Here is a 20,930-nt window from a genome sequence, read left to right on the forward strand (position 1 = left end):
CGGGGACGGGAGTCACGCCGACGCCCGCGTCAGCTTCCCGAGCTCCTCCTCCGTCAGCCGCAGCTCCGCGACGCCGAGCCGTGCCGGGAGTTGTTCCACCGTCCGCGCCGAGGCGATCGGGGCGGCCACCGTCGGCTGTGCGGCGAGCCAGGCCAGGGCCACCGTGGCGACCTCGGCGTCATGGGCCCGCGCCACCTCGTCCAGGGCCGTGAGGACCTTCTGGCCGCGCTCGGTCTCCAGGTGCTTGGCCGCGCCCTGCGCCCGCGCGCACTGCGAGCAGGGGGGACCCCCAGCCGATGATCGTCTCGGACTCGCCGCCCCTGTTGCCGTCCACCCACGCGGAGTACGAGTCGGCGGTGTCGACGAAGTTGCCTCCGGCGGCCGTGTAGGCGTCGAGGACGGCTAGGTCCCACGGGCTCGTCGGCGGTGGGACCGGTCCGCGCTCGTCAGGGGGTGAGGCCCCTGTCGCGCAGCCACGCCATCGGGTCGATCCCGGTGGACTGGCCGCCCGGGTGGACCTCCAGGTGGAGGTGGGGCCCGGTGACGTTGCCGGTGGCGCCCACGCGGCCGATCACGTCGCCCGTGCTGACCTGCTGGCCGACGCTGACGCTGATCGACGACTGGTGGCAGTACCAGAGCTCGGTGCCGTCGTCGAGGGTGACGATCGTGCGGTAGCCGTAGGCACCGGCCCAGCCGGCCTCGGTGACGGTGCCGGTGTGGATCGCCTTGAGCAGGGTGCCCGTGGGCGCGGCGAAGTCGAGGCCGGTGTGGTAGCCGGAGGACCACATGGAGCCGGCCTGGCCGAACGTGGAGGTGAGCGTGTACGAGGAGGTGGGCAGCGTGTACTGCTTGGCCAGCTCGGCCAGTCGCGCCTCCTCGGCCTTCTGCGCGGCCTCCTCCTCCGCCTTCTTCTTGGCGGCGGTGGCCTCGGCCTCGGCCGTCTTCCGCGCCTTCGCGGCGTCGTCGGCGGCCTTCTTGGCGGCGGCGGCCTGGGCGTCCGCCTGGGCCTTGGCCTCGCTCTGCTCCTGCTGCTGCTCGGCCTGCGCCATGATCCGGTTGCGCAGCACCTCGCCGGCGTCCGAGGTGCCCTGCTGGGTCTCGGCGGCGGTCACGCCGATGCCGCTGAGCGCGGTGGCCGAGCCCTCGGGGGCGGCGTCGGAGTTGTCGTCGAACAGGGAGCCCACGGAGGGCAGGTCGGGCAGCGAGATGGACACCGGCGGCTTGGCGCTGTTGGCGCTGGCCATGCCGCCCGCGCCGACGGCGGCGATGACGCCGACGCCGAGAACGGTGGAGCTGCGGGCGAGTCCGCCGCCGCGCTGCTTGGCGACGCGGTGCCGGCCGCGGACGGGACGGATGGACTCCGCGCTCGGGTTCCACTCCTCCCAGGGGCCCTCATCGGCACGTCGGCTGTCGTAGCCGAAGGTCTCGCCGTGTTGGCGGCTCGGCGCGAACGGGGCTTCCGGGGCAGGCGGGTTGGACGCCACGAAGGCGCACTCCTTTCCTTCCGCATCGCCTACCGGGTTAGCTGACGGGTTCGGAGCGGGAAGGTCTCCTACGCGCGTAAACAAGCCGTGCTCACACGGCGGTTACGCTCGATTCACCCCAAGTAGGTGGTTCCCCGGTTCCCTTGCGGGATTCGGCGTGCGCGCACGGAGCCGCCTCTTGTGACGGCTGGGACGACCGTGCTGCGTTATCGAACGTTAATAGACGCGGGCCCCTGATTCCAAGCCGTTCGGCTTGATCACTCAACCTTCCGGCCCGACCTTACGGTCCATGAGCACCGAAAACCGGGCGAGTTGACCCCACTTTCCGGAGCGCTTGCGACGAGCACCCGCACACCCGTGAAAACACTCAGGGCCGGAATCCATGAATCGGATTCCGGCCCTGAGCCTTCAGTAGCGGGGACAGGATTTGAACCTGCGACCTCTGGGTTATGAGCCCAGCGAGCTACCGAGCTGCTCCACCCCGCGTCGTTGTGACACCAGTATATGCCATCCGGAAGGCGGCTCGCACCAACCTCCTCGCCCACCTCCCGTCACACGGTTCCGGTGGGCGGCGAGGGCGGGGGACGCAGGCAGGGGACGAGGGCCTCTCAGCCGAGCAGATGCCGGTTGGGATCCCTGGCCGGCTCCTCGAACTCCGGCACCACGACGACGTCCGCGCCACCGGCCGCCAGCACCCCGGTTCCGTCGGCGCCCTCGACGAACGTGTCGGGTTCCCGCCACGCCGTCACCACCCGCCGCACCCCCGCGTCCAGAATCAGCCGGGCGCACGGACGCGGCCGGGAGGCGCGGCGGGCGCACGGCTCCAGGCTGCTGTACACCGTGGCGTCCGGCAGCCGCGGATCCGCCGGGTCGACCTTGGCCAGCGCCGCCTCCTCCGCGTGCACGACCGGGTCGCCCCCCTCCCGCGAGTACCCGCGGGCGAGTTCGGTCCCGTCGGCGGCGACCACCACGGCGCCCACGCTGAACGCGGTAGGGGACGGCGGGCACTGGGCCGCCAGTTCGCAGGCGATCCGGAGCCAGTGCCGGTCCGCGGGAGCGGCGCGGCCGGCGGCGCCGGGAGCGGTGGGTTCGTAACGCACGAGGACGACGTCCCCGATGGTCCGCGTCTCCACCAGCCGCAGCCGCCCGCCCTGGTAGGTCCCGGGCCCGAACAGCCGGGGTGCCTCCGGGTCCCCCACGAACAGGGGGGCGAGCACGAGCTGCACCTCGTCCGCGAGCTGCTGCTGGAGGAGCTGGGTGTGGACGGTCCCGCCGCCCTCGACCATGAGCCGGCGCACCCCGCGCACGTCGTGCAGGTGCTCCAGCAGCCGGGGCCAGCCGAGTTCGGCGCCCAGCGGCACGACGTCGGCGGCCAGTCCCGTACGCCGCAGCCGCAGCGCGCCCTCGTCGGTCGTGCACAGGACCTTCTCGCCGCCGGTGTGCCAGAAGGGCGCCCCGGGGTCCAGCTCGCCGGAGGCGCTGACCGCGACCTTCAGCGGGTACTCCGGCTTCCCGGCGGCGCGGCGCGCGGCCCGCCGCGCGGGCGAGTTCACCAGCAGCCGCGGGTTGTCGGCCCGCAGGGTGCCTGCGCCGATCAGGATCGCGTCGGCCGACGCCCGCACCTCGTCGACCCGGTCGAAGTCGGCGGGGCTGGAGAGCAGCAGGCGTTCGGGGCCTGTGTCGTCCAGGTAGCCGTCGAGCGAGACGGCGGCGGACAGCAGGACGTACGGGTGGGGCATGGACGCACTCTCCCTCGGAGGCGGCCGGACCGGTCACGGACCCGGCCCGCCGTCGGACTCACTCGAACGAAACAACCAACCAGCCTCAAGCTTGAAGCAGGCCGCACAGGTGCACCGGACGTCACCGCGCCCTTCACGACCGGTACCGGGGACTACGCCTCCGTCGCCGGGGTTTCGTCGGCCGCCGCGCCCAGGGCCGCCGCCCGGGAGGCCAGGTCGCGCAGGGCCGCGAGATGGGCGAGGAGAGCGCGGCGGCCCTCCGGGCTCAGCCGCAGCCACGTACGCGGGCGCTTGCCCACGTGCCCCTTGCGCACCTTGACGTACTCCGCGGCCTCCAGCGCACCGACCACCTTGCTCAGCACCGAGTCCGAGATCCCGCACCCCTCACGGACGGCACGGAACTCGGCCTCGGCGCACCCGGAGAGAAACGCCATGACGGCGAGCCGGGTGGGATGGTGGATGCGCTCGTCCAGTGCGGGTGGCACCCGCTCCTCGGCGGCCTCGGCGGCCTCGGCGGCCCGCGGCGCGTCGGGGACGCCGGGAGCGGGGGTGTCGTGCATCAGGTCCTCCGAGCGTCGGTGTCGCGGCGTGGTTTCGATAGTCGCATTTACTTTCCCTACTGGAAAGTTACTATGTTCGCGGCAACAACATGCCAGGCGTCATGGACCTGTCGCCGGTCCGGCGGTGTGACGGCATTCAGTGCGACGGCATCCAGGGGGAATCCGATGACCTTGCAGGAGACGGGGCCGGAGGCCCCTTCGACCCGTCCGAGCTGCTCGGCCTGGTGGGCCTCACCGCACAGTCCGCCCAGCAGGTGAGCACCCTCTCCGGCGGCCAGCGGCGACGCCTCGACGTCGCCCTGGGCATCGTGGGCCGCCCGGAACTGCTCTTCCTCGACGAACCGACCACCGGCTTCGACCCCGAGGCCCGCCGCGACTTCCACGACCTCATCCGCGAGCTGCGCGACAGCCTCGGTACGACGATGCTGCTCACCACGCACGACATGAGCGAGGCCCAGCAGCTCGCCGACCGCGTCGGCATCCTGCAGTACGGCCGCATCACCGCCTGCGGCACCCTCCCCGAGCTCGCCGCCGCCGCGAGGACCCGCTCCGAGGTCACCTGGACGGACGCCGACGGCGTCCCCCAACGACGGCTCACCGCGGACCCGTCGAAGGTCGTCTGGGAGCTGCACCAGCAGTTCCAGGGACCGATCCCCGATCTGGCGGTACGCCGTCCGACACTGGAGGACACCTACCTGCGGATGGTCGCGGAGAACGACGAGAAAGCACTGCGGACCACGACGGAGGACGGGCCGGAGGTGACAGCCGCCGCCCGGCGCCACGAGAAGACCGCCGCGTGAACCCCTACCGACTCGGTCTGTCGCGCGGCGCCATCGAACTGCGCCAGATGCTGCGCAGCCGCAAGGACATCTACGCCTACCTCTCGACGCCGCTGCTGTTCCTCGCCGTCTCCTACTGGCGGTCGCAGGGCGGCGACGATGCCACGACGCAGCTCTCCCTGGCCGGCGGCATCGGCTCCACGATCTTCATGTTCGGCCTGATGACCGTCCCCCAGTTCCTCTTCGGCGACCGTGAGGACGGCACACTGCTGCGACTGCGCGGCGTACCGGGCGCGATGACCGCCTACCTGACCGGCAAGGTCCTCTTCGTCCTCGTCAACATCACCGTGTCCATCGCGCTGTTGCTGCTGGGCGGACACCTGCTGCTCGGCGGCGGCCTCCCGGACACCCCGCAGCGCTGGCTGACACTGGCCTGGGTCGTGGCCCTCGGCATCACGGCCGTCGTGCCGATCGGGGCTGCCGTCGGATCCCTGCTGCCCGCCGCGCGGGAAGCGCTCGGCCTCTACATGCTGCCCATGATGGCCCTGATGCTCGTCTCCGGCACGTTCTCGCCGCTGCGCGACATGCCGGGATGGCTGCAGAACCTGGCGTCCTTCTTCCCGCTGCGCTGGATCGCGCAGGGCGTCCGTTCCGCGCTGCTGCCCGACAGCGCTCGAGTCCTGGAGGTCTCCGGCTCATGGCAGCACGCCACCGTCGCGGGCGTGCTCGCGCTCTGGACGGTCACCGGGCTCGCGCTGGCCCCGCGGCTGCTCCAGCGGATGGCCCGCCGGGAGTCCGGAAGCCGGCTCTCCGAGCGCGAGCGGCGGCGGATGGCGAAGTCGGCGTACTGACGGGATCGTCCCGCAGCCCCACCACGCGCGGGTTAGCCGCCGGCGATGCCGCCGCCCGAACCCGGCGAGCACTTCTTGGCCGCGGCGAGGAACTCGGGCGTCCTGTACGCCTCCGCCTGGTCGCCCGGCAGATCGACCTGACCGGACTTCGGATCGGGGTCCGGGTAGTCGGGGAAGCCGTTCTTCCGGACACAGGCGCTGAACGCCTGCGCCGAGGCCACGGCCTCGGACGGCGCCGGCGCCGCGGTGACCGGATCGGGAAGAAGATCCGCGCACTTCGCCTCGGCGCGCGTCTGTGTCTTCTGATCGTTCCGGTCCTTGTCGACCCGGAGCAGATCGTCGTCACGCTTCTCCAGGACCACTCCCTGCTTCTCCAGGCATCTGTAGAAGGCCAGCTCCTGGGAGCTCGGAGGAGGGGACTTCGTGTCCGACACCTCGGACGACCCGCTGCCGGAACATCCGGCGACGAACAACGAGGCGAAGAGCAACACGGGCACAGCAGGGCGAACGAGCACGGGGACTCCCATGAGCAACGAGCGGGGTCGAGTACGAACCTGGCGTACGGACCCGCTCGGTCGCCCCTTCGGGAGACCGCGCACACCTGTCCGTCCACGCCTGCCCACCGAGGGCTGCCCGAGCGTAGACCGCACCGCCCTCCCCGTCCACCTTCAACTCCCTTGTTCCCCGCTCTGCTTGGCCCGGCCGCCCCAGGGGTAGCCATGCGGTGCTCCGCGGCCGGGGAGGGCCGTACAGGGCGGAGGGAGGGGCTCATGACCACGGACGGACACCCACCGGACGGGGCAGCACCGCAGGGCTGGGGACCGCACGCGCTCCGGATCTGGGAGGCATACCGGCACGGCGAGTGGTGCGACGACGTGCCCGAGGTGGACGCGGCGGTGCTGCGCCGGGTGCTGCTCGCGCCCCCGCCGCCGGCCCCCGGGCACCTGGCCCGGCTCCGGCTGCGCGGCGCCCGCGTCACCGGCACGCTGGACCTCACCGAAGCCGACATCGCCTGCGCGGTACGACTCCACCGCTGCGTACTGGACGCGGCGCCCCGGCTCGACGGCGCGCACTTCGGCGCCCTGGAGCTGCGCGACTGCGATCTGCCCGGAATCCGCGCGGCCGGGGCCCGGTTCGACCGTGAGTGCGCGCTCCTCGACTGCCGGATCGACGGCACCGTCACCCTGCGCTCCTCGACCGTCGGCGCCGGACTCGCCCTGGACGGCTCCGTGCTCACCGCGCCGGTGGGCAGACCGGCGCTGGACGCCGAATCCCTCCTGGTGCAGGAGGACTTCTCCGCCGACGGAACCACCTGCACCGGCCCGGTCCGCCTCAGCAGCTCCCAGGTCCGGAACACCGTCGGCTTCCGCGGTGCCCGCCTGCGCGGCCCCGGCGTCCTCCTGCAGGCACCCGAACTCCACGTGGCCGGCGGCCTCCACCTCGACCGGGGCTTCACCTCCGAGGGCCCCATCAACCTCTACGGCGCTTCGATCGGCGGCTCCGTGCACCTGGAGGACGCCACCCTCACCGGCACCGGCCAGAACCGCGGCGAACCGGCGCTGCAACTCCTCTGCGCGACCGTCGGCGGCGACATCCAGGCCGGGCGCGGTCTCACCGTGCACGGCTGCCTCGAACTGCGCGACAGCTCGGTGCGCGGCACCGTCACCCTGAAACGGGCCCGGCTGGACAACCCGTGGGGCGACGCCCTCAAGGCCGACCGACTGCGTGTCGGCGGCAACCTCAACTTCCGCGGCGGCTTCGTCGCCCGCGGCACCATCGACCTCTGCGACGCGCGGATCGGCGGCTCGATCCTCTTCGAGGGCGCCGACCTCACCGCCCCGGTCGGCGAGGACACCACGGACACCGCGCTACGGGCTCACGGGACCGAGGTAGGCGCCGAATTCAATTGCTGCAACGGGTTCACCGCGCACGGCCGGGTGGCCGTCGGCGGCGTCACGGTCCGCGCCCGGCTCTGTTTCCGGGGCGCGCGCATCGACGCCCCCGCCGGGAAACGAGCCCTCACCTGCCGCCGGTCCACCGCCGCCGAGCTGGTGATGAGCTTCGGCGAGGCCCCTGAGGGCATCGTCGACCTCAGCCACACCCGGGTGGGCGTGCTCCGCGACGACCCGGCGACCTGGCCCCGGACCCTCGTCCTCGACGGCTTCGGCTATGACGGCGTCCAGCCGGTCCTCCCCGCCCGCGACCGCCTGCCCTGGCTCGACCGCGACCCCGGCGGCTTCGTCCCGCAGCCCTACGAGCAACTGGGTGCGCACTACCGGCAACAGGGCCGGGACGCCGACGCCCGCGCCGTCCTCCTCGCCCGCCAGCGCAGGCTCCGCCGCACTCTCTCCCGCCCGGCCCGCGCCTGGAGCCTGCTGCAGGACGCCACCGTGGGCTACGGGTACCGTCCTCAACGCGCGGTCTGGCTGCTGGCGGCTCTCTTCGCCGCGGGCACCGCCCTCTTCGCCGCCCACCCACCCACCCCGTCCGGCGACGGCACACCCCCGGGGTTCCAGCCGGCCATCTACACCCTCGACGTGCTGATCCCCGTCGTCGACTTCGGCCAGCAGACCGCGTACGCCCCGCACGGCGCCCTGCGCTGGGCCGTCGTCGCCCTGGTCGCCGCCGGATGGCTGCTCGCCACGACGGCGGCGACGGGGCTGAACCGGGTGCTGCGGCGGAACTGAGCGAACGGGGCCGCCGAGCAGGCGCCGAGAACGACGGAACCCCCGTCTGACCAGGTCAGCGGGGGTTCCGATGGCGCGGACGCCGGTAGGCCCTGTGGGACTCGAACCCACAACCAATGGATTAAAAGTCCACTGCTCTGCCAATTGAGCTAAGGGCCCAGGCGATGTTGCCTACCCGAGCATAGCGGGAGGAGCGCCCGTCGCCGATCGGGTATCCGGGGTGCGTCGTGGCCGGCGTACCCGTGCGGGGTCCGTTCCAGGACCGTGGAGCCGTCGACAACCACCTCGCAGGCAGGGGCGGTTGAAAAACCGCGAGGGCCCGTACGACAGGAGTCGTACGGGCCCTCGCGAGTGGGTTCAGCCCGCGTCAGCCGTTGCGCTTCCAGCGCGGCTTGTCGTCGCGGCGGCCGAAGGAACCGGAACCGCCGCCGCGGTGGTCGTCACGGCGGCCGTAGGGGCGCTCGTGACCGCCGGAGCGGAACCCGGGGCGGTCGCCCTGGCGGTCGCGGTTGAACGGACGGTCGCTGCCGCGGTGCCCGCCGCGCTCGTCGCGCCGGGCCGGACGGTCGTCCCGGCGGAAGCCGCCGCGGTCGTCACGGCGGTCGAACGAACCACGGTCGTCACGACGGTCGAAGGAACGGGGCGCACGGTCACGGTCGCGCTGGAAACCGCCCCGGTCGTCACGCCGCTCGAAGGAACGGCCACCGCGGTCGCCCCGGTCACCCCGGTCGTCACGGCGGAAGCCGCGGTCGTTGTCACGGCGCTCGAAGCCGCGGTCACGGTCACGGTCGAAGGAACGGCCACCGCGGTCGCCGCGGTCACCCCGGTCGTCACGGCGGAAGCCGCCCCGGTCGCCGCGGTCACGGTCGCGGTCCCGGTTGAAACCGCCACGGTCGTCACGACGGTCGAACGAACCACGGTCGTCACGACGGTCGAAGGAACGGGGCGCACGGTCACGGTCGCGCTGGAAACCGCCCCGGTCCTCACGCCGCTCACGCCGGTCGTACGACGACGGGGCCGCCGTACGCTCCTCGCGCTCGACGCCCTCTTCCCGGTCGATGCGCTCCACGTCCCGGGCCGCCGGCTGCTCCGGCACCGACACCTCGGCCACCACCTGCTCCCCGGCCACCACGTCCGAACCCTCGGACGTCACGGTCTCGCCGCGCTCGCGGGCGAGCCGGGCCACCAGCCGGTCGGCCTCGTCGCGCAGCTCGGCCGCGCGCCGCTGCGCACGCTCGAGCTGCTTGGCGAGGTGGTTCACCTCGCGCTCGGCGAGCTGGGCCGCGGTGCCCGCGGACTCCGCCTGCACCTCCGTCATCGACCGCGCGCCGGTGATCTCGGCGACCTCCGGGTCGAAGGCCGCGCCGCCCTGGATGATGTGGCGCGAGGCGTCCACGCCCGCGTCCTCCATCAGGCGGAAGATCTGACGCCGCTGGTGCGGCAGGGACAGCGAAACCACCGTGCCCGTACGGCCCGCGCGGGCCGTACGGCCGGCCCGGTGCAGGTAGTCCTTGTGGTCGCCGGCCGGGTCGACGTTCAGCACCAGGTCGATGCCGTCGACGTGGATGCCGCGAGCGGCGACGTCGGTGGCGACCAGGACGTTGACGTACCCGTCCTTGAAGTCCGCCAGCGTGCGGGTGCGGGCACCCTGGGTCATGCCGCCGTGCAGCGCCTCGGCCTTCGCACCGGCCTCGCGCAGCTGCTCGGCCACGCGGTCGGCGCCCAGCTGGGTGCGCACGAAGATGATGGTGCGGCCCTTGCGGGAGGCGATGGCCGCGGTGACCGGCGCCTTGTCCTTGGGCTTCACGATCAGGATGTGGTGCGACATGGTCGTCACCGCGCCCTGCGCCGCGTCGACCTCGTGGCTGACCGGGTCGGCCAGGTAACGGTCGACGAGGGTCTTGATCTCGTTCTCCATCGTCGCGGAGAACAGCATGCGCTGACCGCCCGCAGGAACCTGGTCGAGAAGCTCGGTGACCTCGGGCAGGAAGCCCAGGTCGGACATCTGGTCGGCCTCGTCCAGGACCGCGATGCGCACATCCTCCAGGGAGCAGGCGCCGCGGTTGATGAGGTCCCGCAGCCGGCCCGGCGTGGCGACCAGGATGTCGACGCCCTTCTCCAGGGCGTAGATCTGGTTGCCCATGGAAGTGCCGCCGCACACGACCTTCATCCGCAGGCCCACGACGTCGCCGTAGGGCTGGAGGGCGTCGGCCACCTGCATGGCCAGCTCACGGGTCGGGGTGAGGATGACCGCACGCGGCCGCTTCCGCTCGGTGCGGCCGCCGGCCAGCGTGGCCAGGGTCGGCAGACCGAAGGACAGGGTCTTGCCCGAGCCGGTGCGGCCCCGGCCCAGGATGTCCTTCCCGGCCAGGGCGTCCGGGATGGTCGCGGCCTGGATCGGGAAAGGCGTGGTCACGCCGTTCTGCGCGAGCTTGCGGACGACGCCCTCGGGCAGCCCGAGGTCCGCGAAGGTGCTCTCCGGGGCCTCGTTGTTCTCGGGAGCGTCGTCGGCGTTCTCGGGCACGACGACGTGATCGGTGGAAATGGACATGCGAATGCGAAACCTTCCGGAGTCTCGTCGGCACGCGCCCGTCAACTCCGTGATTTCGCGCCACGACCGCCTCGATGCGGTCCGCCACGGCAAAGGAGAGTACGCGCCACACGGCGCGCTCTGCGTAGGCGCCGGGCAAATGGGATCAAACGATCTACCACCATACGCACCCTGCACCCCCGAACGCAAACCGGCGGCGCGGCGAAGGCGAACCGGCGGCGTCACCGCAGGTCAGCTCACCCCCTCTGCCAGTGCGGCCGCCGACCCGGCTTGTACGGACGCTCCCGCTGCTCCAGCTGCGACCCCGTGCCGTCGTGCGCCGACGGCGAGGGCTCGGTCACCGGCGGGTCCGACTGGGCCGGCGGAGCAGGCGGCGAGGCAGGCGGCTGCTCGGGCGCGGCGGACGTCTGCGGAGGCACCGGCACCACCTCGACCGGCGTCGGCTCGCCCGCCCTCGGCGGCACCCCGCCCTCACCCGGCGCCACCGACGCGCCCGGCTCGGCTGACGGCGAGTCCGACGCGGCCGGTGACGCGCCCGGCTTCCCCTTCCCCCCGTGGTCACGCCTGCCGTCCCCGCCGCCACCGGCGTGACCCGCGCCACCATCGGAGAACGCGTCCCCACCACCCGGAACGCGGCCACCCTTCGCTCCGGCGGAGTGCGACGGCCTGACCGCGCCGCCGGCGTCCTCCCCCACGCTCATGCAACCCGCGGCGGCGGTGACGACGGCGACCGTCGCGGCGAGACGGACGGATACGTACAAGGGGCGCACGGGCCACCTCCGGGAGGAAGAAGTCGCCGTGCCCAACTCCCTTCACCCGCGGGAGGACACGCGACGGCACCCGGCGAGGGTCAGCCGTAGCCCAGCGCGTGCAGACGTTCGTCGTCGATCCCGAAGTGGTGGGCGATCTCGTGAACCACCGTCACCTCCGTCTCCGCGACCACGTCCTCCCGTGTCTCGCACATACGCAGCGTCGGCCCGCGGTAGATCGTGATGCGGTCGGGCAGCACCCCCGCGTACCACTCGCCGCGCTCCGTCAACGGGGTCCCCTCGTACAACCCCAGCAACTCCGGATCGTCGGCGGGCGGCTCGTCCTCGACGAACACCGCGACGTTGTCCATCAGCCGCATCAGCTCCGGCGGAATCCGGTCGAGGGCCTCGGCGACCAGTTCCTCGAACTCCTCGCGCGTCATCTCCAGCACACGGTCATTGTCCGGTACCACCCACGCGACCGTGCCGCCCACGGGCATATCGGGTGTCGGGCATGGGCATACGCGCCCAATGCCCCGCGTCCCCGTCGCAGACCCGAACCGCCCGCACTCCCTCCGCGGCATACGGAGGGCGGCGCACGCCACACGGAAAGCGGCGCACGCCGCCGTACGGAAGGCCGCGCCCGCCGCCCTCCGCCGCCGCTCGCCGCACCCGCGCGCCGACCTGTCACTGGCTCACGAACCGCGCCCCTGGGCACGCGCCGCCGCACTGGTGGCCGTCGTCCTGGTCGGCGCCTGGCTGGGGCTGCTCGTCGTCGGCAACGTACGGGCCCCTGTCGGCCCCATGAACACCACGATGGCCCTGCGCCCCTCCCTGAGCGGCGGCACGAAGATCAACATCTCCCCCCTCGGCTCCCTGGAACTGGCCAGCCACATCGCCCCGGTCCGCCTCGACGTCAACGTCGACCAACTCGACCCGGCCCGCTCCCAGGCCCTCGTCGACCACCCGGAACGCCTCTCCGGCATCCAGCACGAAGTGGCGCACGACGTCGAACACGGCACCCTCGACCTGGCCCTGCGGTCCTGCGTCGCCGTCGTCGCCGGCGCCACCGCGCTCGGCCTGGCGGTCTACCGCCGCCCGCGCCGCGCCCTGGCGGCCGGCGGTCTCGCCCTGACCCTGCTCGCCGCGTCCGGAGCGACGGCGTACGCCACCTGGAACCCCAAGTCCGTACTGGAGCCGAAATTCTCCGGACTGCTGTCCTCGGCGCCCTCCGTGGTCGGCAACGCACGCAGCATCGTCACCGAGTTCGACGTCTACCAGCAGGAACTGGCGCGCCTGGTGACGAACGTGACCAAGCTCTACGACGTCACCTCCACGCTCCCCGCCTACCAGCCGGACCCGACGACCATCCGAGTCCTGCACGTCTCCGACATCCACCTCAACCCGGCGAGCTGGAAGATCGTCGCCTCGCTGGTGGAGCAGTACAAGGTGGACGTGATCGTCGACTCGGGCGACACGATGGACCACGGCTCCGCGGCGGAGAACGGCTTCCTGGACCCGATCGAAGACCTCGGCGTCCCCTACGTCTGGGTGCGCGGCAACCACGACTCGAAGATCACCCAGCGCTACCTGGAGCGGATGAAGAACGTGCACGTCCTCGACGACGGGCGCGCCGAGACCGTCGCCGGTCTGCGCTTCGCCGGCATCGGCGACCCCCAGTTCACCCCCGACCGCTCCGGCGCGCAGGGCGCCGACGCGTCCGAGGAACTGGCCGGCGCCCGGCTGGCCTCCGCCCTGCGCGACCAGCGGGCCAAGGGCACCCCCGCCGACATCGCCATCGCCCACGAACCCTCCGCCGCCCGCGAGACGGACGGCACCGTGCCACTGGTGCTCTGCGGCCACCTCCACCACGAGGGAACGGAAGTCCTCAGGTACGGCACGCGGCTGCGCATGGAGGGGTCCACCGGCGGCAGCGGACTGCGCGCGGTCGAGGGGAAGTACCCGGCCCCGATCGAGGCGTCGATCCTCTACCTCGACCGGGACAGCCGCCGTCTCCAGGCCTGGGACGCGATCAAGCTGGGCGGCCTCGGGCAGACGACGGCTGAGGTCAGCCGCCACCTGCCCGAGGAGAACAAGCCGGGCGCCACCGCCACCCCGTCCGGCCCGTCCGCCTCCACCCCCTCCCCCACCGGCTCGTAAACGGTTTTGGCGATACCCCCGGCCATCCCCTATGCTTTTCACGTCCCCGACGCGCTGAGAAGCGCCCAGGCGGGCCGATAGCCCTCATCGTCTAGCGGCCTAGGACGCCGCCCTTTCAAGGCGGTAGCACGGGTTCGAATCCCGTTGGGGGCACGCAGTACGGTGTGCGACACTTACGTTCGTCGGTTCGCACACATCCATGGTCCTGTGGAGCAGTTTGGAGTGCTCGCCACCCTGTCAAGGTGGAGGCCGCGGGTTCAAATCCCGTCAGGACCGCTGAGGTTTCACATGAAACCTCAATGGCTGGGTAGCTCAGTTGGTACGAGCGATCGCCTGAAAAGCGATAGGTCGCCGGTTCGACCCCGGCCCCAGCCACAGCGAAGGCCCCGATCCATGGATCGGGGCCTTGTTGTATGTGTCATGAATCCCACTCGTCGTACAAGCACCCTGCCAAGTACGAGCGCGCGCGTCCGCTGCCCGAAGCACGCTCCCCGGCCTGCGTCCGACACGCCCGTACGAGCGTCCGCGTCCGCTGCCCGGAAGCTGAGCTCCCCGGCTTGCAGCTCGCTCCCGCCGATGGCTTCGACGGAAACGGCGCATCCAGCCCTACGCGATCAGCGTGAGGGCAGGGACCTGTGACTCGGCCCCGCAGACCCACACCCACCAGCCGCGTTGGCCGATGACGTGGGACGCATTGAGGTCCGCGTGCTCAACGAAGCCGCAGGACCTGCACGCGAACACGGCCTGACTGGGCCGGTTGCGTTGGTCGATGTGGTGGCAGCGGGCGCACTCCTGGCTGGTGTAGCTCGGGTTCACGCAGACCACGGGGACGCCGAGTCGGCGTGCCTTGTACGTGATGAAAGCGTGCAACTGGCCGAAGGCCCAGGAGTTCATCGTGACGCGTTGGGGCTTCCTCAGCCGTACCCGTTCGCGGATGCCGCCGAGGTCTTCCAGGGCGATTCCGCGGCCGGTGCGTTGCGCCTCCGCCACGATGTGCTTGCTGATCTTGTGGTTGATGTCTCGCGCGCGCCGGGCTTCCTTGCCTGCGTGTCGTTTGGCGCGGCGTTTCGCGGACCGAGTGCCTTTCCGCTGGAGTCGGGTGCGTAGCGTGCGGTCGTTGTGCCGGGTGCGGTTGAGACGTCGGCCGCTGTGTCGGTGGCCGGTCGAGGTGGTGGCGATGTTGGCGACGCCGAGGTCGACTCCGATGAAGCCTTGGGGTTGCGGGTTCTGTGGGGTTTCGGGTACGTCGATCGTGGCGTCCAGGTACCACTGGCCGGCGCGGAGGAGCAGGTCGGTTTCGCCTTGGCGGTAGTGCTGGAGCAACTGGAGTTGTTCTTCGCCGCCTGTGTAGGCGAGGCGTTTCATTCGTCCGGTCGTGGTCCAGATGGAGACGGTGCGCTGGTCCAGTTGCCAGGAGAGCATGCGGTCGTCGTAGGTCTGGGCTGCGTCGTTGCGGAAGCCGATCGGTTTGCTGATGGTCCCGTGGGGGCGACGTGCGGTGGTCTTCCTCCGCCGGGCCCGGAGGGCGGTGTACGCGTCCGCGACCTTCTTCACCACGTGTTGTGCGGCTTGGGCGCCGAGTCCCCAGCCGTTCTTCACGTCGGTGTATACGAGGGCTCGTAGTTCACGGTTGCGTCGCACGCCTGTGTGGTGGGCGATGCCCGAGACGTGGTTGGCTGCTTGGTTGCAGGCCTCCAGGGTCGCCTGCAACGCGGCGGCTTGTTCGGCCGACGGCAGCAGTTTGACGCGCACGACGAGTTTCACGAACAAAGACGCTAGGCGGCCACAGGCGTTCGCTCCGGGAAACGCATGTGATTCATCACTCTGGGTGAACACGTGCATGTGGTCACCGCCGGCGGCCGCGGGCAAAAGCGTTCGCCAGGATTTTCCTGAGGATGAGATCCTGGGTCCCGTATGTCTACGCATCCCGCCCCCGCCCTCGGCGCCCTCGCCTCCCGGCTGAACGAGTTGTCGCTGCGTGACGCGCACCGGCTCGGCCGCAGGCTCGAAGGTGCGCGCAAGATTCGCAAGCCGGAGGCGCGTGCCGCCGTTCTCGCCGAGATCGAGGGCGAGGTCGGGAAGGCGGAGGAGCGCATGTCCGCCCGGCGTTCCCGGGTGCCGGCGATCAGCTATCCCGAGCAGCTGCCGGTCAGCCAGAAGAAGGATGAGATCGCCGACGCGATCCGTGCTCATCAGGTCGTCATCGTCGCCGGTGAGACGGGGTCCGGGAAGACCACGCAGATCCCGAAGATCTGCATGGAGCTCGGCCGGGGTGTGCGCGGCATGATCGGGCACACCCAGCCGCGCCGGATCGCCGCCCGTACCGTCGCCGAGCGTGTGGCGGAGGAGCTGGACACCCCGCTCGGTGAGGCCGTCGGCTGGAAGGTGCGGTTCACCGACCAGGTGGATCCCGGTGCCACGTTCGTCAAGCTGATGACGGACGGCATCCTGCTCGCTGAGATCCAGACCGACCGTGAGCTGCGGGCCTACGACACGATCATCATCGACGAGGCGCACGAGCGGTCCCTGAATATCGACTTCCTGCTGGGCTATCTCGCGCAGTTGCTGCCGCGGCGGCCGGACCTCAAGGTCGTCATCACCTCGGCCACCATCGATCCCGAGCGTTTCTCGCGGCACTTCGGGGACGCCCCGATCGTCGAGGTGAGCGGGCGGACGTATCCCGTGGAGGTGCGCTACCGGCCGTTGCTCGAGGAGGATTCCGACGACGCCGACCGGGACCAGATCACCGCGATCACGGACGCGGTGGAGGAGCTGATGGCCGAGGGGCCGGGGGACATCCTCGTCTTCCTCTCCGGGGAGCGGGAGATCCGCGACACCGCCGACGCGCTCAACAAGAAGAATGACGCCCGCGCCGGAGGCGCTGGTTGGCGGAGCACGGAGGTGCTGCCGCTGTACGCGCGGCTTTCGCACGCCGAGCAGCACCGGGTCTTCCAGCCGCACTCCGGCCGCAGGATCGTCCTGGCGACCAACGTCGCCGAGACCTCGCTGACCGTTCCCGGCATCAAGTACGTCATCGACCCCGGCTTCGCCCGGATCTCCCGGTACAGCCACCGCACCAAGGTGCAGCGGCTGCCGATCGAGCCGGTCTCGCAGGCGAGCGCCAACCAGCGCAAGGGCCGCTGCGGGCGTACGTCCGACGGCATCTGCATCCGGCTCTACAGCGAGGACGACTTCGTCGCCCGCCCGGAGTTCACGGACGCGGAGATCCTGCGGACCAACCTCGCCTCGGTCATCCTCCAGATGACGGCGGCGGGTCTCGGTGACATCGAGAAGTTCCCGTTCATCGACCCGCCGGACCACCGCAACATCCGTGACGGCGTGCAACTGCTCCAGGAGCTGGGCGCGCTGGATGCGGCGCAGAAGGACCCCCGCAAGCGGCTCACGGACACCGGCCGCAAGCTCGCCCAGTTGCCGGTGGACCCGCGCCTGGCCCGTATGGTGCTGGAGGCGGACCGCAACGGCTGCGTCCGCGAGGTCATGGTGATCGCGGCCGCGCTGTCCATCCAGGACCCGCGTGAGCGTCCCGTCGAGAAGCAGACGCAGGCCGATCAGCAGCACGCCCGTTTCCGCGACGAGACCAGTGACTTCGTCGCCTACCTCAATCTGTGGCGCTATCTCCGCGAGCAGCAGCGGGAGCGGGGCTCCTCGTCGTTCCGGCGGATGTGCAAGCAGGAGTTCCTGAACTTCCTGCGTATTCGTGAATGGCAGGACATCTACAGTCAGTTGCGCACGGTCGCCAAGCAGATGGGGATCGAGCTCAACGACCAGGACGCGCCCGCCGACCGGATCCACGTCTCGCTGCTGGCCGGTCTGCTGTCGCACATCGGCATGAAGGATGTGAAGGAGTCCAAGGACTCCGGGCCCGGCGCGCGCAAGGACGGCGGCCGGAACGAGTACCTGGGCGCCCGCAACGCCAAGTTCGCGATCTTCCCCGGCTCGGCGCTGTTCAAGAAGCCGCCGCGCTTCGTGATGTCCGCGGAGCTCGTGGAGACGTCCCGGCTGTGGGCCCGGGTCAACGCGAGGATCGAGCCGGAGTGGGTCGAGCCGCTCGCGGGGCATCTGCTGAAGCGAACATACAGCGAACCGCACTGGGAGAAGGACCAGGCGGCGGTGATGGCGTACGAGAAGGTGACGCTGTACGGCGTTCCGATCGTCGCCCAGCGGAAGGTGAACTACGGGCGGATCGACGCGGAGCTCAGCCGGGAGCTGTTCATCCGTAACGCGCTCGTCGAGGGCGACTGGCGTACGCACCACAAGTTCTTCGCCGACAACCGCAAGCTCCTCAGCGAGGTGGAGGAGCTGGAGCACCGGGCCCGGCGCCGGGACATCGTCGTGGACGACGAGACGCTGTTCGACTTCTACGACACGCGGGTGCCGGAACACGTGGTGTCCGGGGCGCACTTCGACTCGTGGTGGAAGCAGAAGCGGCACGAGCAGCCGGACTTCCTGGACTTCGAGCGGGAGATGCTCATCCGGGAGTCGGCGGAGGCGGTCACCAAGGCCGACTATCCGGACTCCTGGCGGCAGCGGAATCTCAAGTTCCGGGTGACGTACCAGTTCGAGCCGGGCGCGGACGCGGACGGCGTCACCGTCCACATCCCGTTGCAGGTGCTGAACCAGGTGACGGACGAGGGGTTCGACTGGCAGATCCCGGGGCTGCGCGAGGAGGTCGTCACCGAGCTGATCCGCTCCCTGCCCAAGCCGATCCGCCGCAACTACGTGCCGGCGCCGAACTACGCGAAGGCGTTCCTGGAGTCGGCGGTGCCCTTGCAGGAGCCGCTGACGACCACGATGGCACGCGAGCTGAAGCGCATGGTCGGTGTGCCCTTCGAGGCCGAGGACTTCGACTGGTCCCGGGTCCCCGACCATTTGAAGGTCACGTTCCGGATCGTCGACGAGCGGCGCCGCAAGCTGGCGGAGGACAAGGACCTCCAGGCGCTGAAGCTGCAGCTGAAGCCGAGGGCGCGCAAGGCGTTGTCCCAGGCCGCCGCGGCGACCGCGGAGCGGCAGGGCGGGGAGTCCCTGGAGCGCAAGGGCCTGACCGACTGGTCCATCGGCACGCTGCCCCGGGTCTTCGAGACGCGCCGGGCCGGCCAGCCGGTGAAGGCCTATCCGGCGCTCGTCGACGACGGCGACACGGTGTCCGTGCGGCTCTTCGACACCGAGGCCGAGCAGGCCGAGGCGATGTGGCGGGGCACGCGGCGGCTGATCCTGCGCAACATCCCGGTCAACCCGGCGAAGTTCGCGTCCGAAAAGCTGAGCAACCAGCAGAAGCTCGGCCTCTCGGCGAATCCGCACGGCTCGATCCAGGCGCTGTTCGACGACTGTGCGACGGCGGCGGCGGACCGGCTGATCGCGGACTTCGGCGGGCCGGTCTGGGACGAGGAGTCGTATCGGAAGCTGTACGACAAGGTGCGTGCCGAGATCGTGGACACGACCGTGCGGACGGTGGGCCAGGTGCAGCAGGTGCTGGCCGCCTGGCAGGCCTGTGAGCGTCGCCTGAAGGCGGTACGCAGCCCCGCGCTGCTGCCGAACCTGGCGGACCTGCGGGCTCAGCTGGACGGCCTGGTGAAGCCCGGTTTCGTGACGGCGTCCGGGGTACGGCGTCTGCCGGATCTGATGCGCTATCTGGTGGCCGCCGACCGTCGTCTCCAGCAGATGCCGACGAGCGTCCAGCGGGACACCACGCGCATGGAGAAGGTCCATGAGATGCAGGACGAGTACGCGTGGCTGCTGGAGCAGATGCCGCGGGGCCGGCCGGTGCCGTCCTCGGTCCTGGACATCCGCTGGATGATCGAGGAGCTCCGGGTGAGCTACTTCGCGCACGCGCTGGGCACGGCGTACCCGGTCTCCGACAAGCGGATCGTGAAGGCGATCGACGCGGCCGCCCCGTGACGGCTCCTGCACGCTAAGTGAGTTCGACCCCGGGGCCCTGCTCCTGTACAGTCTCTTCTCGCGGCGCAACGCACGAATGGCGCCGCGAAACCAGGTCCTGTGGAGCAGTTTGGAGTGCTCGCCACCCTGTCAAGGTGGAGGCCGCGGGTTCAAATCCCGTCAGGACCGCTTTGTCAAGAGGGCTCGTACCCCCGAGGGGGTGCGGGCCCTCTTCTCGTGCGCTCACACGCCCCGCCGGCGCGGCCTGTTCCGGAACGCCGGAGGGACCCTGGGGCGCCCTGTGGCCCGCCGCCGTGTCTTGACGGCGTCACATTCCCTCGGTACCCAGGGAACAGGCTCCGCTCCCCCGCGGTTCACCGGAGGTGGCGTATGGCGGCATCGGCCAGGCACGAGACGCGGGCGCTGCTGCGCGCACATCTCGCGGCGGCCTCGTCGTACCGCCATCTCACCGGTCGCTGCGCCGTCTGTCGGCACCTGCTGCGCCTGGAGATGGCCGGCGCCCCTCGGACGGCTTCAGGCGCCCAGGAGGGGCCGGTGGAGGACGGCGGCGCCCCGACGGCGTGAGCCGGGCCGGGACGCGCCTCGGATCCCGAACTCCCTTGCGGGCGTGGGGCGATGGAACCGGAGCTTCCACTAGCGCAGAGACCGGGTCGGCAACAAGCGCCTCGGCGTGTGACGGGTGTCACTGAATGAGTTTCTGAAAGTGCGGTATTTACTCCCGCCCTACACAGGGTCAATTTAATATGTGCAATTGCACCGCCCTGCACGTTGCTCCACAGATGATCCGCCGAGCCTCCCCAGACTCCGACAAGCCCGCTCACAGAGCCACCCCACGGGCCCCGGAAGGCACACAAAAAAGATCGCGCTGGACCCGGCGGAGTCCAGCGCGATCGACGACGCACCCTTGTTCACTTGCCTGCGAAGCTCTGACGGCTTGGGCGTGGGGCCTGTTGGGGCAGGACCCGCGTCGCTTGGAGCTGTGGTTCCGGGCGCCTCGGCCAGTAGGGGGACCAGCCGGTTCGTCCGGTTATTCGGTTGTTCAGGCCTCGCTGCGCTGCTGCGGAATGCCCGCGAGCAGTGCGCGGACCTCGGCCTCGCGGTAGCGGCGGTGCCCGCCGAGCGTGCGGATCGACGTGAGCTTGCCGGCCTTCGCCCAGCGCGTGACCGTCTTCGGGTCGACGCGGAACATGGTGGCGACCTCAGCCGGGGTCAGCAGCGGCTCGGCATCAGGGGTGCGAGCGGTCATGAGCGGCCTCCTCGGGAGAACCGAACCTTCTCGGTTCTTTCCTCTAAATTCTGCACCTTGACCCGCGTTGCCCGAAATGGCGGACGCGAGTCGAGTCGGTTATAGGACGAACGGCTTGTCCTCGGCACTACAACTACACCATCTGTCCAGCCGCGTCGGCCAAACCGATGGAATTGCCCTCCCAGGTGTTCATCAGCGACGGAAGCCG

At 70.8% G+C, this 20,930-nt stretch carries 15 protein-coding genes, 6 tRNA genes, 1 pseudogene and 1 riboswitch; of the genes and pseudogenes, 11 read left to right on the forward strand and 11 right to left on the reverse strand.

Annotation, left to right across the window (positions count from 1 at the left end; genetic code table 11):
• Positions 1 to 12 precede the first annotated feature (12 nt).
• From ACF09J_RS03125 to ACF09J_RS03145, 5 genes and pseudogenes are all read right to left on the reverse strand, one after another.
• Positions 13 to 267: pseudogene (locus tag ACF09J_RS03125) on the reverse strand (aldo/keto reductase); the annotation flags it as partial.
• Between the two features lie 179 nt (positions 268 to 446).
• On the reverse strand, positions 447 to 1,484 hold the full coding sequence (locus ACF09J_RS03130) for a M23 family metallopeptidase (RefSeq protein WP_392303656.1): 1,038 nt from the start codon (positions 1,482 to 1,484) through the stop codon (positions 447 to 449).
• Between the two features lie 11 nt (positions 1,485 to 1,495).
• Positions 1,496 to 1,652, reverse strand: a riboswitch (cyclic di-AMP (ydaO/yuaA leader).
• Between the two features lie 244 nt (positions 1,653 to 1,896).
• Positions 1,897 to 1,970: transfer RNA gene (locus ACF09J_RS03135), tRNA-Met, on the reverse strand.
• A 122-nt stretch (positions 1,971 to 2,092) separates the two neighbouring features.
• Positions 2,093 to 3,223, reverse strand: a complete 1,131-nt coding sequence (locus ACF09J_RS03140; RefSeq protein WP_392303657.1) for a dihydrofolate reductase family protein — start codon at positions 3,221 to 3,223, stop codon at positions 2,093 to 2,095.
• Positions 3,224 to 3,375: 152 nt separating this feature from the next.
• Positions 3,376 to 3,783 (reverse strand): transcriptional regulator, encoded by a 408-nt coding sequence (locus ACF09J_RS03145; RefSeq protein ID WP_392303658.1) that lies wholly within the window; start codon positions 3,781 to 3,783, stop codon positions 3,376 to 3,378.
• Positions 3,784 to 3,884: 101 nt separating this feature from the next.
• On the opposite strand from ACF09J_RS03145, the gene ACF09J_RS03150 reads away from it, so the two are divergent.
• Both ACF09J_RS03150 and ACF09J_RS03155 read left to right on the forward strand, forming a co-directional pair.
• Positions 3,885 to 4,583, forward strand: a complete 699-nt coding sequence (locus tag ACF09J_RS03150) for an ATP-binding cassette domain-containing protein (protein WP_392303659.1) — start codon at positions 3,885 to 3,887, stop codon at positions 4,581 to 4,583.
• Complete coding sequence (locus tag ACF09J_RS03155; RefSeq protein WP_392303660.1) at positions 4,580 to 5,413, forward strand: ABC transporter permease; 834 nt, start codon at positions 4,580 to 4,582, stop codon at positions 5,411 to 5,413. The genes ACF09J_RS03150 and ACF09J_RS03155 overlap by 4 nt, the downstream gene beginning before the upstream one ends.
• 32 nt (positions 5,414 to 5,445) lie before the next feature.
• Here the strand turns inward: ACF09J_RS03155 and ACF09J_RS03160 are convergent, their stop codons facing one another.
• Positions 5,446 to 5,847, reverse strand: coding sequence for a hypothetical protein (locus ACF09J_RS03160; protein ID WP_392303661.1), 402 nt, complete (start codon positions 5,845 to 5,847; stop codon positions 5,446 to 5,448).
• 336 nt (positions 5,848 to 6,183) lie between these two features.
• On the opposite strand from ACF09J_RS03160, the gene ACF09J_RS03165 reads away from it, so the two are divergent.
• The gene (locus tag ACF09J_RS03165; RefSeq protein WP_392303662.1) at positions 6,184 to 8,100 is read left to right on the forward strand and encodes a hypothetical protein; all 1,917 of its coding nucleotides are present in this window, start codon (positions 6,184 to 6,186) and stop codon (positions 8,098 to 8,100) included.
• An 86-nt stretch (positions 8,101 to 8,186) separates the two neighbouring features.
• Here the strand turns inward: ACF09J_RS03165 and ACF09J_RS03170 are convergent.
• Together ACF09J_RS03170 and ACF09J_RS03175 are read right to left on the reverse strand one after the other, a co-directional pair.
• Positions 8,187 to 8,259: transfer RNA gene (locus ACF09J_RS03170), tRNA-Lys, on the reverse strand.
• Between the two features lie 208 nt (positions 8,260 to 8,467).
• Positions 8,468 to 10,651: a DEAD/DEAH box helicase gene (locus ACF09J_RS03175; protein ID WP_392303663.1), complete on the reverse strand. Its 2,184-nt coding sequence runs from the start codon at positions 10,649 to 10,651 to the stop codon at positions 8,468 to 8,470.
• A gap of 270 nt (positions 10,652 to 10,921) precedes the next feature.
• Between ACF09J_RS03175 and ACF09J_RS03180 the strand changes: the two genes are divergently transcribed.
• Positions 10,922 to 11,242 carry a hypothetical protein gene (locus ACF09J_RS03180; protein ID WP_392303664.1) on the forward strand — a complete coding sequence of 107 codons (321 nt, stop codon included), beginning with the start codon at positions 10,922 to 10,924 and terminating at the stop codon, positions 11,240 to 11,242.
• Positions 11,243 to 11,501: 259 nt separating this feature from the next.
• On the opposite strand, the gene ACF09J_RS03185 is transcribed toward ACF09J_RS03180, so the two are convergent.
• Positions 11,502 to 11,852 (reverse strand): metallopeptidase family protein, encoded by a 351-nt coding sequence (locus ACF09J_RS03185; RefSeq protein WP_392303665.1) that lies wholly within the window; start codon positions 11,850 to 11,852, stop codon positions 11,502 to 11,504.
• A gap of 79 nt (positions 11,853 to 11,931) precedes the next feature.
• Between ACF09J_RS03185 and ACF09J_RS03190 the strand changes: the two genes are divergently transcribed.
• The 4 genes from ACF09J_RS03190 (at position 11,932) to ACF09J_RS03205 (ending at position 13,935) form a co-directional block, all read left to right on the forward strand.
• On the forward strand, positions 11,932 to 13,560 hold the full coding sequence (locus tag ACF09J_RS03190; protein ID WP_392303666.1) for a metallophosphoesterase: 1,629 nt from the start codon (positions 11,932 to 11,934) through the stop codon (positions 13,558 to 13,560).
• 80 nt (positions 13,561 to 13,640) lie between these two features.
• Positions 13,641 to 13,713, forward strand: a tRNA-Glu gene (locus ACF09J_RS03195).
• A gap of 48 nt (positions 13,714 to 13,761) precedes the next feature.
• A tRNA-Asp gene (locus ACF09J_RS03200) sits at positions 13,762 to 13,836 on the forward strand.
• Between the two features lie 25 nt (positions 13,837 to 13,861).
• Positions 13,862 to 13,935, forward strand: a tRNA-Phe gene (locus tag ACF09J_RS03205).
• Positions 13,936 to 14,166: 231 nt separating this feature from the next.
• Here ACF09J_RS03205 and ACF09J_RS03210 read toward each other — a convergent pair.
• Complete coding sequence (locus ACF09J_RS03210) at positions 14,167 to 15,402, reverse strand: RNA-guided endonuclease InsQ/TnpB family protein (RefSeq protein WP_392303667.1); 1,236 nt, start codon at positions 15,400 to 15,402, stop codon at positions 14,167 to 14,169.
• Between the two features lie 72 nt (positions 15,403 to 15,474).
• Here ACF09J_RS03210 and hrpA point away from each other — a divergent pair, with 72 nt between their 5' ends.
• From hrpA to ACF09J_RS03225, 3 genes are all read left to right on the forward strand, one after another.
• Positions 15,475 to 19,476 (forward strand): ATP-dependent RNA helicase HrpA, encoded by a 4,002-nt coding sequence (hrpA, locus tag ACF09J_RS03215; RefSeq protein WP_392303668.1) that lies wholly within the window; start codon positions 15,475 to 15,477, stop codon positions 19,474 to 19,476.
• A 93-nt stretch (positions 19,477 to 19,569) separates the two neighbouring features.
• Positions 19,570 to 19,644: transfer RNA gene (locus ACF09J_RS03220), tRNA-Asp, on the forward strand.
• Positions 19,645 to 19,845: 201 nt separating this feature from the next.
• Positions 19,846 to 20,040, forward strand: a complete 195-nt coding sequence (locus tag ACF09J_RS03225; RefSeq protein ID WP_392303669.1) for a DUF6274 family protein — start codon at positions 19,846 to 19,848, stop codon at positions 20,038 to 20,040.
• A gap of 475 nt (positions 20,041 to 20,515) precedes the next feature.
• On the opposite strand, the gene bldC is transcribed toward ACF09J_RS03225, so the two are convergent.
• Complete coding sequence (gene bldC / locus ACF09J_RS03230; protein WP_003949541.1) at positions 20,516 to 20,722, reverse strand: developmental transcriptional regulator BldC; 207 nt, start codon at positions 20,720 to 20,722, stop codon at positions 20,516 to 20,518.
• Positions 20,723 to 20,930 lie beyond the last annotated feature (208 nt).

Source organism: Streptomyces sp. NPDC014889 (assembly GCF_043081205.1).
In the GTDB taxonomy this organism is placed as follows: Bacteria; Actinomycetota; Actinomycetes; order Streptomycetales; family Streptomycetaceae; genus Streptomyces.

Bases quoted from the DNA above. Each gene is read 5' to 3' on its own strand.
- ACF09J_RS03140 (WP_392303657.1), bottom strand. From the start codon at position 3,223: ATGCCCCACCCGTACGTCCTGCTGTCCGCCGCCGTCTCGCTCGACGGC.
- ACF09J_RS03145 (WP_392303658.1), bottom strand. From the start codon at position 3,783: ATGCACGACACCCCCGCTCCCGGCGTCCCCGACGCGCCGCGGGCCGCC.
- ACF09J_RS03150 (WP_392303659.1), top strand. From the start codon at position 3,885: ATGGACCTGTCGCCGGTCCGGCGGTGTGACGGCATTCAGTGCGACGGC.
- ACF09J_RS03165 (WP_392303662.1), top strand. From the start codon at position 6,184: ATGACCACGGACGGACACCCACCGGACGGGGCAGCACCGCAGGGCTGG.
- ACF09J_RS03175 (WP_392303663.1), bottom strand. From the start codon at position 10,651: ATGTCCATTTCCACCGATCACGTCGTCGTGCCCGAGAACGCCGACGAC.
- ACF09J_RS03190 (WP_392303666.1), top strand. From the start codon at position 11,932: ATGCCCCGCGTCCCCGTCGCAGACCCGAACCGCCCGCACTCCCTCCGC.
- ACF09J_RS03210 (WP_392303667.1), bottom strand. From the start codon at position 15,402: ATGCACGTGTTCACCCAGAGTGATGAATCACATGCGTTTCCCGGAGCG.
- hrpA (WP_392303668.1), top strand. From the start codon at position 15,475: ATGTCTACGCATCCCGCCCCCGCCCTCGGCGCCCTCGCCTCCCGGCTG.
- ACF09J_RS03225 (WP_392303669.1), top strand. From the start codon at position 19,846: ATGGCGGCATCGGCCAGGCACGAGACGCGGGCGCTGCTGCGCGCACAT.
- bldC (WP_003949541.1), bottom strand. From the start codon at position 20,722: ATGACCGCTCGCACCCCTGATGCCGAGCCGCTGCTGACCCCGGCTGAG.